General features: G+C 34.7%; 14 protein-coding genes and 2 pseudogenes. All 16 read right to left on the bottom strand.

Annotation, left to right across the window (positions count from 1 at the left end):
* Window positions 1-958: 958 nt before the first annotated feature.
* Window positions 959-1,135 (bottom strand): hypothetical protein, encoded by a 177-nt coding sequence (locus tag ODE14_RS18295; protein ID WP_263602432.1) that lies wholly within the window; start codon window positions 1,133-1,135, stop codon window positions 959-961.
* A gap of 193 nt (window positions 1,136-1,328) precedes the next feature.
* Window positions 1,329-1,820 carry a hypothetical protein gene (locus ODE14_RS18290; RefSeq protein ID WP_263602431.1) on the bottom strand — a complete coding sequence of 164 codons (492 nt, stop codon included), beginning with the start codon at window positions 1,818-1,820 and terminating at the stop codon, window positions 1,329-1,331.
* A gap of 174 nt (window positions 1,821-1,994) precedes the next feature.
* Complete coding sequence (locus ODE14_RS18285; protein WP_263602430.1) at window positions 1,995-2,330, bottom strand: hypothetical protein; 336 nt, start codon at window positions 2,328-2,330, stop codon at window positions 1,995-1,997.
* A 6-nt stretch (window positions 2,331-2,336) separates the two neighbouring features.
* Entirely contained in the window at window positions 2,337-2,708 is a 372-nt protein-coding gene (locus tag ODE14_RS18280; protein WP_263602429.1) for a hypothetical protein, read from the bottom strand.
* Window positions 2,705-3,031, bottom strand: coding sequence for a hypothetical protein (locus ODE14_RS18275; protein WP_263602428.1), 327 nt, complete (start codon window positions 3,029-3,031; stop codon window positions 2,705-2,707). The genes ODE14_RS18280 and ODE14_RS18275 overlap by 4 nt, the downstream gene beginning before the upstream one ends.
* Entirely contained in the window at window positions 3,028-4,458 is a 1,431-nt protein-coding gene (locus ODE14_RS18270) for a hypothetical protein (protein WP_263602427.1), read from the bottom strand. Before ODE14_RS18270 ends, ODE14_RS18275 begins: the two co-directional genes overlap by 4 nt.
* A 273-nt stretch (window positions 4,459-4,731) precedes the next feature.
* Complete coding sequence (locus ODE14_RS18265) at window positions 4,732-5,166, bottom strand: hypothetical protein (RefSeq protein WP_263602426.1); 435 nt, start codon at window positions 5,164-5,166, stop codon at window positions 4,732-4,734.
* Entirely contained in the window at window positions 5,166-6,161 is a 996-nt protein-coding gene (locus tag ODE14_RS18700) for an RHS repeat-associated core domain-containing protein (RefSeq protein WP_318173664.1), read from the bottom strand. The genes ODE14_RS18265 and ODE14_RS18700 overlap by 1 nt, the downstream gene beginning before the upstream one ends.
* 259 nt (window positions 6,162-6,420) lie before the next feature.
* The gene (locus ODE14_RS18255) at window positions 6,421-6,705 is read right to left on the bottom strand and encodes a hypothetical protein (RefSeq protein ID WP_263602425.1); all 285 of its coding nucleotides are present in this window, start codon (window positions 6,703-6,705) and stop codon (window positions 6,421-6,423) included.
* Window positions 6,706-6,708: 3 nt separating this feature from the next.
* On the bottom strand, window positions 6,709-8,022 hold the full coding sequence (locus tag ODE14_RS18250; RefSeq protein WP_263602424.1) for an RHS repeat-associated core domain-containing protein: 1,314 nt from the start codon (window positions 8,020-8,022) through the stop codon (window positions 6,709-6,711).
* Between the two features lie 113 nt (window positions 8,023-8,135).
* Window positions 8,136-8,651 carry a hypothetical protein gene (locus tag ODE14_RS18245; RefSeq protein WP_263602423.1) on the bottom strand — a complete coding sequence of 172 codons (516 nt, stop codon included), beginning with the start codon at window positions 8,649-8,651 and terminating at the stop codon, window positions 8,136-8,138.
* Window positions 8,629-9,060, bottom strand: a complete 432-nt coding sequence (locus tag ODE14_RS18240) for a hypothetical protein (RefSeq protein WP_263602422.1) — start codon at window positions 9,058-9,060, stop codon at window positions 8,629-8,631. The genes ODE14_RS18245 and ODE14_RS18240 overlap by 23 nt, the downstream gene beginning before the upstream one ends.
* 206 nt (window positions 9,061-9,266) lie before the next feature.
* Window positions 9,267-9,917 (bottom strand): annotated as a pseudogene (locus ODE14_RS18235) (RHS repeat-associated core domain-containing protein); the annotation flags it as partial.
* A gap of 89 nt (window positions 9,918-10,006) precedes the next feature.
* Window positions 10,007-10,227: pseudogene (locus tag ODE14_RS18765) on the bottom strand (hypothetical protein); the annotation flags it as partial.
* A gap of 484 nt (window positions 10,228-10,711) precedes the next feature.
* Complete coding sequence (locus ODE14_RS18230; RefSeq protein WP_263602421.1) at window positions 10,712-14,206, bottom strand: DUF6443 domain-containing protein; 3,495 nt, start codon at window positions 14,204-14,206, stop codon at window positions 10,712-10,714.
* Between the two features lie 6 nt (window positions 14,207-14,212).
* A complete protein-coding gene (locus ODE14_RS18225; RefSeq protein ID WP_263602420.1) occupies window positions 14,213-17,869 on the bottom strand; it encodes a DUF5977 domain-containing protein in 3,657 nt (1,218 codons plus the stop codon).
* Window positions 17,870-17,871: the final 2 nt, after the last annotated feature.

Genomic DNA, 17,871 nt, shown 5'->3' with positions numbered 1-17,871 from the left:
GCGCGAGATCGGTAGTTTATGCTGAAACATTTACATTAAAAATTTACGCTTATTCTACAATAGCATTTTTCTTGTTAATAAAAACAGTACTGCTATTGAATAGACAACTAGTAAAACAGAGCTTATCTTAAAGCTTACATAAAACCAACTTTTGTTTGTTATTTTAATAATTTTGGGATGATTTTTTGTATATTTTAAATAGCGGTTTACAATTATATCGGGGGAAATCATACCAGCTATTCCCAAGATTAAAATTAAAATCATGAAAATGATTATTACAACATAAAAGATATCCATATTTTTATTTATTGAAAATTAATTCATCAGGCGTATAATTGTTATCCGTGGTAATTTTTTTTGGTTCAAATAATAAGTATACATTTATCAACTGAAAGAGTATAATTAGATATAGTAGGTAGATAAGGTTTTATTTGGCCTCTTATTAATTAAGAATTATTTACAACTCCTTGCTCATTTTGCTAAATTTGGTTTTTGATTCGTGACTTCGAGGATTTTCCGTAATAAGGTGAATAAAAATGGATCAAGAATGAAACTTATTCTCAAACTCATAAACTTTTCGATCTGATTTTTTCAAAATCTACTCAAAATAACGAAAATGAATCAAAATGCACAACGGGTTTATTTATGCTTAATTAGTAAAGACAGAGCTCCTGCCGGCGTTTTGCTGTCGGAGGTTTCCGAAGACCCATTCCTTTAGGCGGGCTCATTTCGGAATTTCCCGACCCTGTTATCCTTTTGGCGGGATACCTTCGGAGAATTCCGAAAGCCTGCTCCTTTCGGCGTTATGGATTCGGCTATTCCCGATACTTTCCTCCCTTGGGCGGTGGCTTTAGGAAGGCGTTTGCCGAGATTCAGGATTTTGGTCTTCGCCTCCGCTTTCTTTCGTACTGCTGTATTTGGTAACGGCACGATGCATTAGCATAGCTGTAGATTAATCTCACATTCCAAGATGGTCCGTATAATTATAAAAAAAACTGTTTCCCAGTGTATCAAAATAACCTTCCGGGGTAGGGATGATCCTTAATTTCATTCCATCAGTGGTCACGGTGCAGGTTTCATCTTCCCAAGAATAGGTAAATTTATACTGGAACCCATCCAGGTAATCCGCCTGCAATCCTCCAAAGAGCTTCTTTACTTTTACTCCGTCTGCACGGTATACATAATCTGTTACCTGAGCATTCTGAGTAATCTTCTTCGGTAAATTTAAATAATTAAATTAATTTAAATATTCAATTAAATTTTACGTGTTTTAAGAAACATAAAAACCCTTGCAAAATTGCGAGGGTTTATTTATTATTGCTCACGGATTACAAAGCCGCGAGATCAGGTTCATCGGGTTTGTGGGTAGTAAATTTATTACTAAAATATTGTAGTTTTTTAATATCCTCTGTTTCCCATCCTTGACTTTCACAATATTTATTTAATAGAATGACAGCCTTTAAAATCTCATCAAAAATATCTTTTGTATTTACTCTGAAATTACTCAATATATCTGTATGGTTTTCAATTAACTCCACAATGCAAATATCTGAATCTACTTTTCTAACCCTCATAAAAAAAGGACCATCCATGAAATAAAATTCTTCACGTTCTGTAATGCCACTTAAAATATTGTAAGAAGATTCTATCCAATTATTAATAAGGATAATAACAAAATCATTCCAATTTTTCTCTGGAAAAAAAGTATCATTAAAATTAATATATATAGTTCCTGTAATACGGTCTATATATTTGGCGACAGAATTATTATCGACTTGGATTTTAAATTTAATTATCTGGCTATTGGATAAGCAGTTCAATTGTTTTAGTTTTTGTATTCACCCACATTTCTATATTATTATCTCTCAATAATACCCTCTGTCCTTGTATTTTAATTTTTTTACTATTTCTATATGCTTCTCTAACTAATTTTCAACTTGTCTATCTGAATTTTTACTGTCCATACGAGGAGATGCTCACACCAGCGGTTGAGACTATATGTCACTAAGTATATCGAAATAACTTTTAACTTTAGGAAAAACATCATGAACTTTTCCAATATTGGTGCATGTGGATTCTAAATATTCGTCATCAATAATGCTACGTATAACATTTTTTATTGTTTCCTTTTTCAAATCTTTTACTATAATCATATCTGTAGACCAAAAATATGATGAATTTCCCTTTTCAATCAGGTTCTTAATGTTTAGTATTGTAAAAAAGGTAGAGAAAAATACACTTCCTGTAGGGATAATAATATTTAAATCAATATTATCATCATAATAATCAACATTATACCCACTAGGAAAAACTACTTTAAAATCGTTCATATTTACTTATTTATATGCTTCTAAAATTTGATTTATTACTTGTTGTTGGTTACCTTTATGGGAATACCCCACAATTTCTACTCCGTTAGATCCGTTTCTAAAATATACTCTAGCTCCTCCTCTTGATCTAGCTTCAAAAATATTTTTACCAATATTCTTAGTTCCAATACCTGGATTCATATTTCCTGCGTTTAACTGACTTATTAAAGTATTAGCCTCTTTTCGTAATAAATCATTTCCTTTGAATGTTTCCTCTGCTAGTTTTAATAATTTAGCATCTTTTTTAACAAGAGATTTTATTGCATTTTTTTCTAAAGATCTTAATACACCCTTTACCACTCCCTTTCTACCTATATCAGGCATTTCAAGCAATATCATAGTATCACTATCACTTGTAGGTATTGTACGTTTGTCTGGACCGAATCAAATAAAGAAGCAAAGCTAAAGCCATCACCATAGCGCGTGCTATAATAAAAATCTATGTAGCCTTGATTTACGTCAAATTTATGATCTTTATTTTTATCAGATAAATTAGTTAAACCACCACCTTTATTATAGTAATTAGCATAAATTCTAGCTTTTGCAAAATCATATCCATTAACAAGAACTGTTTCATTAACTCCGTCATTAACATTTACTTCTTCACCAGTTCTTTTGTGTTTATATATTGTTGAATGCATTTCAGATTGCTGGGCAATCATCCCTCTTGGATCATTATAGAAAATGGGATTATTATCTGCGTAGCTATAAGGATATAAAGTTGTTTCAGATAGTGGTCGTGTACACCCCATCTCCCAATATCCGGCATATACATCCTCGCCCCGTAATCATACATCCCCGTCTCCTGAAGCTCTTTTCCGTTGTACTTATACTGATACGCAGAATTTCCATCCAATGCATTATACCCTTCATGCTTCAACCCGAAAGGATAATAATTGTTTTCTTCAAGAACTTCTATTCCGCTGCCATTGTTAAAGTAACTCAAACGTACATTTCCTAAATGGTCAGCATAGTTGTAAATATACTTATTATTTTTAAAATTAAAATAGCCTTCTCCTGTAGGAATAAATTCAAGGGACACTGCTCCGGCAGGATTGATCGTATATTGGAAACCATCAAGGTAATCCGTAGTTGTGGTTCTTTCTGCTGCACCTTTTGAAAAGTACGTAATGTATTTCTTTCTGAGCTTTACACCGTCTGTACGGTAGGTGTAAGATGACCTCACATTTCGCTGCTCATCAACACCCGTTGTCTGATTCCGGATAATATACCATTCACTGAACAAAATTTCTTTTGGAAGATTTAAATAATTATACGAAATATTTAAAATTCCTTTGTCCTGATGGCTCGTCATATTTCCGTTATTATCATACCCAATCTCAATACCGGAAGTATCAGGATATCCCCTGTAATCCGTAGAAGAATCGGTAATGGTCTTCAGTCTGTTGCTGTTGTTATTGTTGAAATAAACATAACTAAGATTATCAATTAATCCTGCCGTAGTATTTCCTTCCAGGGATGCTGTCCTTTTCAGGTTGGTGATATTGCCGTTTAAATCATAGCTCATTTTTTCATAATATTCCTGAGCAGAAGGACGATCATCCCTTTGATAAAAACCTGCAGACAATCTGTTGAGCTTATCATACACATAGCCGTATCTTCTCAGGTAATCCGAAGAGGCCGTGTTGGTACGCCAGTCTACTTCAGCAATATTGCCATTGTATTTAGGCAATACTTTTAAACTGCTGTCAAACGGATCGGGAGTTTGTTGTCCCTCAACCTGATTATATTTGATTTCATATCCGAACAGTTTCCCGTTAAGCTTTTTGGGATCATTGACCTTTGTCATCCAACCGCGGATGTTATATTGATAATCTACCGTCTGAAGCCCGCTTCCTGAGCTTGCTCCACCAAACTTTTTGGTTTGAAGCTGTGAAAGTTCATTGTAGGTATTCTGTGCTAAATATTCCACCGGGTTACTATCTACCTGGTGGGTATGGGTTAAAAGCCTGTTTTGAGAATCATACGTAAAGTTTTCGGTAATCACCTTGTCGGTATCGGTATCAAGCCTTTTGTGGCGGGTGATGCTTTGCTGAACACCCCCTGCAAAATCAAGCTTAAACTCCACCTAGTATTTCCGCTTTAGTTCTGTTTCCATATACAAAACCCACCGCATTGCTGTGGGTTTTTATTATGTTACCGGCACGAGCGTGACGCTCGCGCCAGCGGGGGGATTGGTAATTTACCAAAGTCTGCTAAAGAACAAATCTATTTGGTTATTGATGCTCTGGTAAGAGATTTTAAAGCTAAAAAAGCTTATTCATAGTAAATTACTACCACTATAAATAAAAAACCCTCGCAAAATGCGAGGGTTTATTGTGTTATCTGTGGAAAGAACAAGTTATTTTTCCCATTCTGGCATATTTCCTAAAATTTGAACATTGAATATTTTATTGTAGCCTACCGGTCTAAAAAAGAACAGCTTAACACTCAATGGCTCTACAGTAGAATTAGGTTTTACAAATAAATATTCAACACATTTTTGAGATTCTCCTAATTCATTTGTATCTTTTATTTGCATCTCTTTGGACTCTACAATATTCTTAATTTTGCTATAATTCCTATTAAGATAATGTAGTTGATTCAACATTGCAAATTGGTATTCTTCACTGCCATCAACTAATTTTAAATAGTTTGCTTCATCATTGTTTTGAACTGATTTCCAAAAATTCTGAATCGTTGTTTTAATCTGATCTTCATCTTTTTGTTTCTTATTTACACAACAACTTATACTTAATAAAATTAAAGCTAATGAGATATATTTAATGGCTTTCATTATGGTAAAACTTTTTTATTGGTATTTATCTGCTCGTCAAGAGGCTGTACAGGTAAATTATTATTTTTCAAAATTTGCGTTCCCTTAGATATAATTAATGAATTTGGCATCAATCCCGCTCCCGGATTTGGTACAGTTCCATCAAAAACAAAATTTATCACATCATTCCTTGTTTGCGTTGTCATGTCAATTCCGCTAGAATTTACCAAATCTATTGCAAGATCCATTTGGGTAGCTTGAAAATCTATTGCTTTCACATCTTTAGCAGCCTGCACATATGCTTTTGTACTTTTAATGGCATCAGGAACATTAGCAGCCAGATCTAATAAACCAACCAGTTCTTGCGCTCCACCTGCGGCAGTATTGAGTTTATCATAATTCTTTATCAGTTTATTGGTCATTTCCAACCCTCTCTTGGTAGTGGTAAACTTCTGAGCCTCCAAGTTAGATGGCATTTCCGTCACGTTTTCCATAGTTGCTCCATTAGGATTAGGGCCACTATAAGCATAAGATTTTAATTTTAAACCGCTGGAGCCATCAGACATTCTTGCTGCACCCGGATTATATCCTTGCGTGGTTAATCCAATATCTGCAGCCGTAAAGGTTGCTCTTCCATTACTTATTTGCGATCCAGGAGCTCTAACAACTCTCATTGCATTCCCATGGATTGCAAAAAATCCGGTATGATTTTTCAGTAATTCTAAACCTTCTAATTCAACACCCATTCCTAATTTGTTTTCCTGAAATGCATACGTCGAGTTATAAGGGAATTTTTCAGCCAATGGATCAATATTAAAGAACCTTCCCACATCCGGCATATAATTTCTCCACTTAAACGAGTAAAAACCAGTCTCCTGTAATTCCTGTCCTTGGTACTTATACTGATACGCAGAATTTCCATCCAATGCATTATACCCTTCATGCTTCAACCCGAAAGGATAATAATTGTTTTCTTCAAGAACTTCTATTCCGCTGCCATTGTTAAAGTAACTCAAACGTACATTTCCTAAATGGTCAGCATAGTTGTAAATATACTTATTATTTTTAAAATTAAAATAGCCTTCTGCAGTCGGATTATTGATGCTTTGATAAGAGATTATAAAGTTAAAAAAGCCTACTCGTAGAAATTACATTACATACAAAACCCTTGCAATTTTGCGAGGGTTTTGTATGTAATAGCACGAGCGAGACGCTCGCGCCAGCGGGGGGCTTTATTTCTGCTCACGGATTATAAATCCGCGAGATCGGGTTTTATTACTCTTGAAGATTAACTGTTTTAATTATATGGCAATGATATGATTCATCTTCGTATGAAAAAGAAAAATACCAAACGTTGTTCAAGCCATCTAACGAAGAAACTCCTATTTCTTCAATCCAAAAATTAAGATCATTTAAAAGATTTTCTTTAAAATCAATAAGTTCTTTATTTTTGATGTTTTCTTTAATAGCATTTACTAAAGCTTCTCTTTCGGTTTGTGAATGGTTTTGTGAGCAATATGTGCCTCCCATAAATTCAAAAATAACTGTATATAAATTCATAGCTTATCTATTTCCTTTTGCATTTCTACTATGGTTTTCTCCGGTTTCTTGTGCTTTTGCCTTCCAATGTTTTACCTGTTTTTCTAATTGTGTTTTTAACTTATTATCTTCTTTTGTTTTATTTGGTTTTCTAGATATAGAATCTAATTTGCTTTTAGCTTCTTCATATTTTTCTCCAGCACTTTGTTTAGCTTTAAGATTTGCATGTTGCCCATTCTTTCCACCTCCCTTTCTTGCATCAGGAACATCGACACCATTCACATCTTTATCTTCCTCGGCGGTATCTTCAGTGTTTAAATTTCTATAACCAGCACCAGGATCTGCAATGGTGGTGTATCCTGTACTAGGTGGAGTAAATTGATTATATGTCCACCAAACTCCAGCTCCTAATAACATTGCTGCTGCAACAATATCTGCAGGTCCTGGTGCTGGTGAATCAGCTTGAGAAGTCCATAAGGCTGTCATTGCTAAACTTGCAGGACCCGAATTACTATTTTTAGATTTACCTTTTACAGTAACTTCTGTTATAACAGAACTTCCATTATTGAAATCTTTCCAAACTCCATTTTTTTTGTCCCAAAAAAACATTCCATCTGAGTCTTCCCAAACTTCTCCATCGTGTCTTCCGTCCCGATCTGGAAAAGCCCATTCTCCTTGCATCCCCGTAGGATCATTAAAACTTATTGGATTATTCCAAACATAGCTATAGGCTTCATGCGTGTATTGGCTTCTTGGATCTACGACACCCCACCTTCCAATATCCGGCATATAGAACCTTGCACCATAATCATACATCCCCGTCTCCTGGAGTTCCTTACCGTTGTACTTGTACTGGTAAACTTTTTCAAAATTACTATTAGCATGTGCCAGTCCAAAGGGATAGTAGTTGTTTACTCCTTCTGCTTCTCCGGGAGTAATATAGCTGTTACACACAATATCTACTCCGTTATCAACACAATTATTAACCAGAATATCCCCTGTTACAATACCATCTCCATTAGTGTCACTATAGCTCAAACGTATATTCCCCAAATGATCCGTAAAATTATAATAATACTTATTCCTTAAAGCATCAAAATATCCCTCCGGATTTGGAATAATCCTCAATTTTATTTCTATTGGCTCAGAAGTATCAATATAACCATCCGTTTCACTTGGGTAGGTAGATTTATACTGGAAGCCATCCAGGTAATCGGTTTCTAAATCATTAAAGAACTTTTTCACTTTCACTCCATCTGCTCTATACGTATAATTTATTGCTACAGAGTTCTGAGTGATCTTCTTTGGTAAATTTAAATAATTATAATGATTTTTCAATATCCAAATAATTGCTGCTATAAAACACAAAATCTACCGCAATTGCAGTGGATTGTTTTATCTACTAGCACGAGCGAGACGCTCGCGCCAGCGGGGGGGGCAGCGGGGTAAACTTATGTTTCAATATTAAATATATACAATTCGTTTTCTTGAGTATCAATAACATACAAACTAATTGCTTCAACATAATCACTACTTTTTTTATAATAATAACAATAGTAATTACCTTTTTTTTGTATAATCTTTTTTAGAGAATCCAGCTTGGTTTTTACGTCGTTATTCTCAATAGAATATTTGAAGACAATATCAAAGTCTTTTTCAGTTTTATCATTAATGGGTGTCTCTTGCCATTCTGCAATTTTCCATTTTTGTTTATACTCATCTTTAATTGGATATCCTTTTTTAATTTCTAACTTTCCCTCTGTTGAGTATTTTATTACTTCAAAAGAAAACCCTTCATTTTGTGCCGATTCCTCTTTATAGAAAAACACTTGTTTTTCAGGGAGTACATTTATCCCTAAATAATTCTTATAAAATTTGTCATCCATACTTTGAGATGAACATCCTAAAAGAACTAAGATGCTTGCAATAAACAAAGCAATTTTATTATTTCTTTTCAACCTTTCCATTACCATAAGTATATATAGAATAACCTTTCCCTTTTCCAGCTACTGCTTCTCCGACTTTTGTTCCAAAATTCCTTACTGCTCTGCCAACAGTTCCATCACTTGGTTTTTGATCAAAATCATAATCATCAACCTTCCTATCGTTACCCCCAAGAGAAACAGCACCTGTTGAAGCATCATCCAAAGTTATTTTAATCGTCCCATACAATCTTCCTGTTTGTTGATTAGTTGTAAGGAAAAAATTCTTATACATTGATCCGCCTTCTTCTTCTAAATCATTTACAGTAACCGGAGATAAATTGATTTTTGATGCGTCCACAAAAAGAGGTTGTCCGTCACCATTTCTATACCATTGGTTGGCTTCACCTAATGTTAAACTTCCATCGTAATCTGGACGATTCTGTAAATTCACTTGTGTATCAGCATATTTTTGTTTTGCTTCCGCACTATTGAATCCCCAATGTTTAGCTCCTTCTGTATTTGTACTATAACTTGTCGCTTCTTCGTGATCCATCCCTTGAGTGAAGTCTCCTTTTTCATAACTATAGGAGTTCCTTGCAGTCCTTGGTTATCAGTTCCTAAAAGATTACCATCTGTATCATAGATTGGGCTAACTTGCATCCCATCCGGATCAATAAATCTCAGTGGGTTATTCATTACGTAATTATATGGACTCCATCTTCTATACTTCTCCGCCAACGGATCCACAACACCCCATCTTCCAATATCCGGCATATAGAACCTTGCACCATAATCATACATCCCCGTCTCCTGGAGTTCCTTACCGTTGTACTTATACTGGTAAACTTTTTCAAAATTACTATTAGCATGTGCCAGTCCAAAGGGATAGTAGTTGTTTACTCCTTCTGCTTCTCCGGGAGTAATATAGCTGTTACACACAATATCTACTCCGTTATCAACACAATTATTAACCAGAATATCCCCTGTTACAATACCATCTCCATTAGTGTCACTATAGCTCAAACGTATATTCCCCAAATGATCCGTAAAATTATAATAATACTTATTCCTTAAAGCATCAAAATATCCCTCCGGATTTGGAATAATCCTCAATTTTATTTCTGTTGGCTCAGAAGTATCAATATAACCATCCGTTTCACTTGGGTAGGTAGATTTATACTGGAAGCCATCCAGGTAATCGGTTTCTAAATCATTAAAGAACTTTTTCACTTTCACTCCATCTGCATGGTATACATAATCTGTTACCTGGGTATTCTGAATGATCTTCGGTAAATTTAAATAATTATAATGATTTTTCAATATCCAAATAATTGCTGCTATAAAACACAAAATCTACCGCAATTGCAGTGGATTTGTTTTATCTACTAGCACGAGCGGGACGCTCGCGCCAGCGGGGTTAATCTTACATTGCCCAGATGATCGGTATAGTTATATACATATTCCCCTCTTTCCGCATTATAAAACCCTTCTGATGTCGGGAAGAATTGCAGCTTCTCATTTCATACTGAAATCCGTCAAGGTAATCTGTCGTCGTAGAGCCAAAGATCTTCTGCACTTTTGTCCCGTCGGCACGGTAAAGATAAGAAGTGGTATGAATCCCACAGCAATTGTTGCGGGTTTATCTTTATCCGCTCAAAGTCCGGAGACTTTGCGCACCAGGGGGGTGGGGGTGGGGTGGTAGAGATTGGACTAATCTATCAGATTAATAAGTTCTCCCAAATACATCTTATTCTTAGATAAATCTATATCTTTTGGTAAATATAGAAAGTACTCGTGTTTACTATTTATGTTAGATTTTCTTAAAACAATACCCGTGTTTTCTACTCCATTATATTTTTTTATGAAGTCCGATACTTGATGCATATCTTTATCAACTACATACAAAGTGTCGTTATTATGAATATTTTTTACAATATAAAAATTCGATTGATTTTTATTAAGCGCCGGATAATAAGATAATAACTCGATATAAATGTTTTTATTTGGCTCATATAAATTTGAGTATAATATTTTTCTTTCAATTAGAGTTATTTTTTCTTTACAAGAAATGCTTAGAAACAAAAGACATATAATTATTTTTTTCATTTTTCATAAACTGGATTAATATTCTTTTTATTGAGTTTGCCTGACTTATATAACCTGTACATCCTATTGACTTGATGGATATTAGGACCTGATGGATTTTTTATTACCCCTTGTAACATAAAGTTATCTTTACTTGTTGTAAACCTTTCAGGTATTTCAAACCACGAAGTTCTTGTTGCCATTGTAGGGTGTTGAAGGCCAGCAGTGTGACCTATTTCATGTGGTATAGTCTTTTCGTTTGTACCATTAATCATGTCATTTACGTATTTTTCGTTTATTGAGATCTCCTTTCCATTCATTGCTTGTCCAGGTGTTTCACGATTTTTATAATTAGAAGCAAAGTCTTGTGAATTAGAATCTTTTATTTCAATTAATGTATCTGTATTTTTTAAATCTTCTTTATCATCTATAGTTCGTATACTTATACTTGAAGAAATTGTAACGTATGGATTTTTTTCGATTTTATCAAAAATTGCTTCAGTTTGTGATTGAACAGCTTTAGCAAATTTTTGCAGATCAATTTTTTTATTCGATGAGCTGTTTAATACAGCACCAGTAAAAGTAAAATGATAATTAGTTGTATTTGTTTTTTTATTGTAAGTTTCTGTTATAGTCCAGTCTCTACCATCAGGATCTATATTACTAATAGGATTATTTGCTGCATACATCATTGGATTTAAGTTTGGATGTTTTTCAGCGAGAGGATCCACCACACCCCATCTCCCGATATCCGGCATATAAAACCTCGCCCCGTAATCATACATTCCCGTCTCCTGCAGCTCCTTCCCATTGTACTTATACTGGTAAACTTTTTCAAAATTACTATTAGCATGTGCCAGTCCAAAGGGATAGTAGTTGTTTACTCCTTCTGCTTCTCCTGGAGTAATATAGCTGTTACACACAATATCTACTCCGTTATCAACACAATTATTAACCAGAATATCCCCTGTTACAATACCATCTCCATTAGTGTCACTATAGCTCAAACGTATATTCCCCAAATGATCCGTAAAATTATAATAATACTTATTCCTTAAAGCATCAAAATATCCCTCCGGATTTGGAATAATCCTCAATTTTATTTCTGTTGGCTCAGAAGTATCAATATAACCATCCGTTTCACTTGGGTAGGTAGATTTATACTGGAAGCCATCCAGGTAATCGGTTTCTAAATCATTAAAGAACTTTTTCACTTTCACTCCATCTGCTCTATACGTATAATTTATTGCTACAGAGTTCTGAGTGATCTTCTTTGGTAAATTTAAATAATTATACTGAATGGAAGAAATATTTTTGTCCGGAAAAGAAGTCATATTCCCATTGTCGTCATACCCGATATTGGTTGGGGTCGCTTTGTAAGGGAATCCCTGTGTTAATGTAACGGCATCTTTTACCTTCTGCAACCTGTTGCTCATATTGTTGTTTTCGTAATCGTAGGTAAGATTATCGATCAACAGGGCAGTTGGCCCCATTCTCTGGGCGGTTCTTTTGATGGTTCTAATATTTCCGTTCAGGTCATAGATTGCTTTTTCATAATATTCCCTAAGGGAAGGGTTGGTAGAGTTCTGGTAAAATCCTGCCGATAAACGGTTGAGCTTATCATATACATAGCCATACCTTTTCAGGGATTCGTTGGTGCTTACGCCTGTTTTCCAGTCTACTTCGGCAATGTTGCCATTGTATTTCGGAAGGACCTGTAAAGAAGTATCTGAAGTGTCCGGGGTCTGCAATCCTTCCACCTCATTGTATTTGATTTTATACCCGAAAAGATCGCCTCCCAGATTATTAGGATCATTGATCTGCGTCATCCAACCGCGGATGTTATATTGATAATCTACCGTCTGAAGCCCGCTTCCTGAGCTTGCTCCACCAACCTTTTTGGTTTGAAGCTGGGACAGTTCGTTGTAGGTATTCTGCGCCAAATATTCCACCGGGTTATTGTCTACCTGATGAGTATGAGTTAAAAGCCTATTCTGAGAATCATACGTAAAGTTTTCGGTAATGACCTTGTCGGTATCTGTACTCAGCCTTTTATGACGGGTGATGCTTTGCTGAACCACGCCTGCAAAATCAAGCCTGGATTCTATTTGTGTACGACCACCTAAGTGATTGATAGAATAACTTCCGATGGCTCTTCCTTTTCTATCATGGTAGGTGTAGTTTTTCGTCCATTTATTGTCCTCAATATTTTTCACAAGGCTCATTACCGGAAGACTTTTGGTGCTCAATCCTTCGGCAGTATTTGTTTCCGTAAGAGTGGCTTCTCCCAGAATGCTGGTCGGGAAAGCTGGATTAAAGCTGTAAGAAGGATACGTATCATAGTAATTAACACTCAGAATAGTCATGCTTCCTGTAGGAAACGCTTCTTTAGTATAATAAATATCCATCCCATTTTGGGTGATGACAGGAGTAATGCTTCTTTTTTCATTGTTTACTGCATTGGCTGTCATATTATTAATAGCCGTCTGCATGGCAGTTCTTGTGGCGGTATTGGAAAAAAATCCTGTATAAGCCACTCTTCCGAACTGGTCATATTTCGTGAAAAGCCATCCTTTTGAATTAAAGGTATTGGTTGTTATCCTCAGATTAGCGTCCTGAGTAAGAACGAGCCTGTCCTGTTTATCATACACCATGTATTCCCAGCCTTTACCCGGAAGCTTCTTTTCCACCAATCGGTTCCGGCCGTCGTATTTGTACTGGTAGCAGAGGTTGTCCAGATCAGAAGCTGAAAGGGTCTGAACGTTGGAGGCTAATGGCGGAATAACATACGCCAACTGGTTGTATTCGTTGTAGACATAATATGTATCCACTTTTTCCGTGGCGCTGAGCATCTTTCTTACCAAAAGAACCTGGCCTTCCCCGTTTTTGAATTCAATGGTCTGGTTTCCGTCTTCGTCGGTTATGGTGTTTTTATAGAGCTGTGCGGCCAGATAATTCGCACTCTGGCTGATCTGCGAACTGGTAGCCCCATTAACCCAAGTGGTTACCGTGGTGTATTTTTTAACAGCATCTTCAGCCGTATTGGCATCATAACCCAGCTGCACGGGTTTCGTATCCCACGCATTTCCCACCTGCTTCTGCTGTAAAATCCTGTCTAAAGGTGAGCGTTCCAGGATCTTCTCCGAAAAGATCTTCTCAGAACCGTACAGTGTGGGCTGGGTAGCATTGCTCAATGGAGATGTGTAAATTGCTCCATTCTGGGTTCCCTGCTGGGGAACCGGAAGGTAGTCTTTCACCTGTCTTCCGAAAACATCGTATTCAATATGGGTGACCTCATCTTTTCCCGTTGGGGAAGCTTTGATATTCACCACCTGCTTGGGTCTTCCCAATCCGTCGAAATACTGTACGGTTTCTGCGGATTTGGTGGGTTGTCCACTACTATTGTAATCCAGATAGGTTTTGGAATACACGTAGTTTTCTGTAGTGGTCAGCTGTGCCTGGGATAAACCGGATATCAGCAAAGCGCCTATAGGAATTAATATTTTTTTCATATCTGGTTAGTTTATTTGAAAAGTAAAATCTAAAGCCACATTCATATTATTTACTAGTGACGGTGAAGCTGAAGGTATTTGAGCAGTAATGTTGCCATTAGTATCAATATTTAAAAGCCAGATGCCATTAAAATAAGTAGTAGATGTTCTTGCTAAAGAGGGAATACAGTTACCGCTAATCTTGCCTATCACAACACCTGTATTCCATGCTAAATTACTTTGATACACAAATCCCATCTGAATTCTAAAATTAGTAGTATTTGCTAATCCAATAGAACCATAATTTAATTGAGCTATTCCAGATCCTTTTGTTACAGAACAACTTAAAACAGTACAGCTACCGTTAGCATTTGCTGTATTCTGACCGTTGGCATTAATATCATTTTGTGCTTGCTGGTCTGCATCAGCTTGGCTAACAATTGAAATATAAGTGTTTTCAGGGACTATATAAGTATAAGTTCCAGGAATAGCATTGGTTCCACAATTATTTCGCGTAAAAACTTGACTTTTTGAAGAATTAAAATACCTGTTTGGAGCATAATTGTATTTAAACTCTTTGAGAACCTTACCTTCATCATTTATGACATATTCTAATCTTTTAAAATTATCGTATTTATATATTTCTTTAAATCCTGATGGAGGGGTAATACTTCTGACTCCAATCAATGGATCATAGGTATATGTGGTAATTCGAAAATCTTTAAATTCCGCTTTGTTTCTAAAATTATTTAACTCTGAAATTAGAGTATTTTCTGTAGAATCATCAATATCGAGATCTGACTTTTTTACTATTTCTAATTGTTGGTAAGAACTATTATTATTGCCATCTAATCCAAATGTCTGCATTATCTGAGAATAATTACCTCCTTCAATTTTTGCTATTGGCAGAGTAGTTTTATACCCCCATATAATGGTTATAGGAATACCTTCTTTGGTTGTATATTGTAATAAATTCCCTTTACTGTCATATTTGTCGTAAGTAGCTTCAGTTACGGGATTATTGTTTATATCAGATAATTTATAGGATGAAACTGACGTAGGATTTAAATGGTTTGGATCATCATAATGAGTTTCTACCAAAGAAGTTGTTTTTAACGAACCATTTATTACATTTCCGATAAGATGTGTTTCTAAAGGGAGATTTATAATATTGGCATTAATTAATTTGGTATTATTCTTTTCGGTTGAGTATTTATAATTTTCAGAATTATATTTACCATCAGGAAAAGTAATTGATTTAGTTATAATTTGATCATTTGAATTATAATACAGATTTGTATTGGTCATTAATGCTTGTCCATTATAAAACTTAGTAGTTTTAGAATTATTTAGTAAACTTTGTTTAGAAAAAATTGGATAATAGCCTAGAGAAGTTACACCATGCTGAATAATAGTCCAAGTGCCTCCAATACCACCATTTCCGTTCCAGAAATATCTTGAATTTCGAGCAAGTGAAGTCCCATACAAAACATTAGAATAAATATCGGAGTACGTGTTGTCAGTTTGCTGAATTTTGTTCATAGAAGTGTCATAAACTATTTCAGTTAATACCTTCCCGTTTTCTGTTGCGTTAGGTGATTTACTTGATGGCATATAAATAGGAATTACACCTTCCTGAAGTAAATAATGAAAGTCTGGAGTATTGGCATACTGTATTTCAATAGAACCTTTAGAATTACCTTGAATGTCTTTTTCTGTTTTTATTACTTTAGAATACCCTATGTAATCACCCGATGATAATGGTGAAGCAGAATTATTATTGTTGGAATTCATGGATACAATTCCAGATGACTTAGAGGCAGCATGGCCGTCGCCGCCATCAACAGTATATATTTGAACTGTAGAAAAAGAATTTTTATTAAATAAAAATAATGGATTTGTTGATACACCATCAAAATATTTAAACTCGGTTTTACTTAAAAACTGATCATTAAAATCTTTATTGGTTTGGCTGGCCAGCCTCAGACCATTTCCAACCGATAATTTACTGTAATCATATTGATTAAATAGATTAGATGCGGTATTTAATTCATATTCAAAAGAAGAGAAACCTTTGGTAGGATATGTTATTTTTGTTAAAACGGCTGATTTGGCATAGTTTAGATCCGCCCGTTTAAAATTGTTGTTGTAATCATTATCTAAAGGAATAGCAACAGGATAATTAAAGTCATTAGGATTTAAAAACAATGTTTTATTAGTAAATCCACCATTAGAATATCCCCAGTAATCTACACCTGTCGAATGCTTAGAAGGCAGCATTATTTCATTATAACCAAATATATATTGTTGATTATCTATTGCTAAGGATAAAAGTTTAAGTCTTTTCGTCAATCTATCTTGTGGCAGAGACTGATAAAATGAACTCAATAAACCTTGATAGTATGGTGCACCGGTAACATTTGCAGAAGCTTGAGAATTAAAGTAATCATAATTAAAATTAATTGTTTTAACAACCTGATTTATATTATTTTGTTGTTCAATTTTATCAAGTTTTTGGGTTGGGAAATCAAGCCGATCAGAATAATAAAAAACAACTTTTCCAAAATCACCAGTGACTGAATTGATAAGCAAATAATTTTGTTTTGTAGATGATGTCATCATGGGTGTTGCAAATCCTACGCTTTCTGGACTTTTGAGAGGATTTAAACTTGATCCAGGATAATAATCGTCAAATTCTCCTATACCTGAAAAACTCTGTGTATTTGCTAGTGGAATATCAATATAGTTATTATCTTGATTACCGAAAGTATAGTTAAGTTTTCCTCCAATAGAAACTAAATTTTGTACATTTAAATATTCATTATACGTGAAGTTTATATCATTATTATTAAGATCAGTTATTTTTGTTATCACATAGTTCTTACTTACACTATTCAGTGTTCTGACATCTTCAACTTTCGAAAAATAATATTTTACTCCCGCCGGGTCAATAATTGTAAAGTAGTTGAGACCATTGTAAGATATCTTATATCCTTTCTTATTCAGACAGTAAAAAGTTGGAGTAAAAGTATGTGTAGTAATTCCTACCGGATAATTATTTACAACAAACTCTAATTTTTCTCCAAATAAATTACAGGTAAATATATCTGGTGAAGTATCAGTGTCAACTGTAAAGGGAGCTGAATTATTTAAATCAACAAAATTTCCATTTAATGGTAAAAATCCATCAATCGTTTTATAATAAGAGTAACCATCTTTTGTAGGCTGTGAAACAAATCCCGTCGTAAGAGGTTGTGAGCTATGTGGAAAATAATTATTAAAAGGGTTCGTTGATTTTGAAAAAACGGGAAGATATTTTGCAACATCATCAAAATCACTGTAACCTCCCAAAATTGATTGTGTAATGGTTGGAAGATTTATATCCCATCCTAAACCTACCGAACCTGCTTCCTGTGCTACTTTTATTCCATTTCCTGAAATGTATTTCAGAATCAAAGGAATTTTAATTGTTCCACTTTCAGCCGTTAATAATGGGATTTGCGGACTATTCGTTCCTGTATATTCTGAATTTTGTATATCACCATACCTCAAAAATGTAGCGGTTGATGGAGCATTAGGAAAATTCTTAAAATAGTAATCAATATATTTATTTTGATTATTTTGAGCTTTTATTAATGGAAAAATTGCAACTAATAAAAAACTTAATAATATATTTTTCTTCATTG

The organism is Chryseobacterium sp. PET-29 (assembly GCF_025736815.1).
In the GTDB taxonomy this organism is placed as follows: domain Bacteria; phylum Bacteroidota; class Bacteroidia; order Flavobacteriales; family Weeksellaceae; genus Chryseobacterium; species Chryseobacterium nepalense.
Note: the sequence above shows the minus strand (reverse complement) of the source record. Positions and strands in the feature narration are given on the sequence as shown.

Bases quoted from the DNA above. Each gene is read 5' to 3' on its own strand.
- ODE14_RS18285 (WP_263602430.1), bottom strand. From the start codon at position 2,330: ATGAACGATTTTAAAGTAGTTTTTCCTAGTGGGTATAATGTTGATTAT.
- ODE14_RS18280 (WP_263602429.1), bottom strand. From the start codon at position 2,708: ATGATATTGCTTGAAATGCCTGATATAGGTAGAAAGGGAGTGGTAAAG.
- ODE14_RS18275 (WP_263602428.1), bottom strand. From the start codon at position 3,031: ATGATTGCCCAGCAATCTGAAATGCATTCAACAATATATAAACACAAA.
- ODE14_RS18265 (WP_263602426.1), bottom strand. From the start codon at position 5,166: ATGAAAGCCATTAAATATATCTCATTAGCTTTAATTTTATTAAGTATA.
- ODE14_RS18255 (WP_263602425.1), bottom strand. From the start codon at position 6,705: ATGAATTTATATACAGTTATTTTTGAATTTATGGGAGGCACATATTGC.
- ODE14_RS18245 (WP_263602423.1), bottom strand. From the start codon at position 8,651: ATGGAAAGGTTGAAAAGAAATAATAAAATTGCTTTGTTTATTGCAAGC.
- ODE14_RS18230 (WP_263602421.1), bottom strand. From the start codon at position 14,206: ATGAAAAAAATATTAATTCCTATAGGCGCTTTGCTGATATCCGGTTTA.
- ODE14_RS18225 (WP_263602420.1), bottom strand. From the start codon at position 17,869: ATGAAGAAAAATATATTATTAAGTTTTTTATTAGTTGCAATTTTTCCA.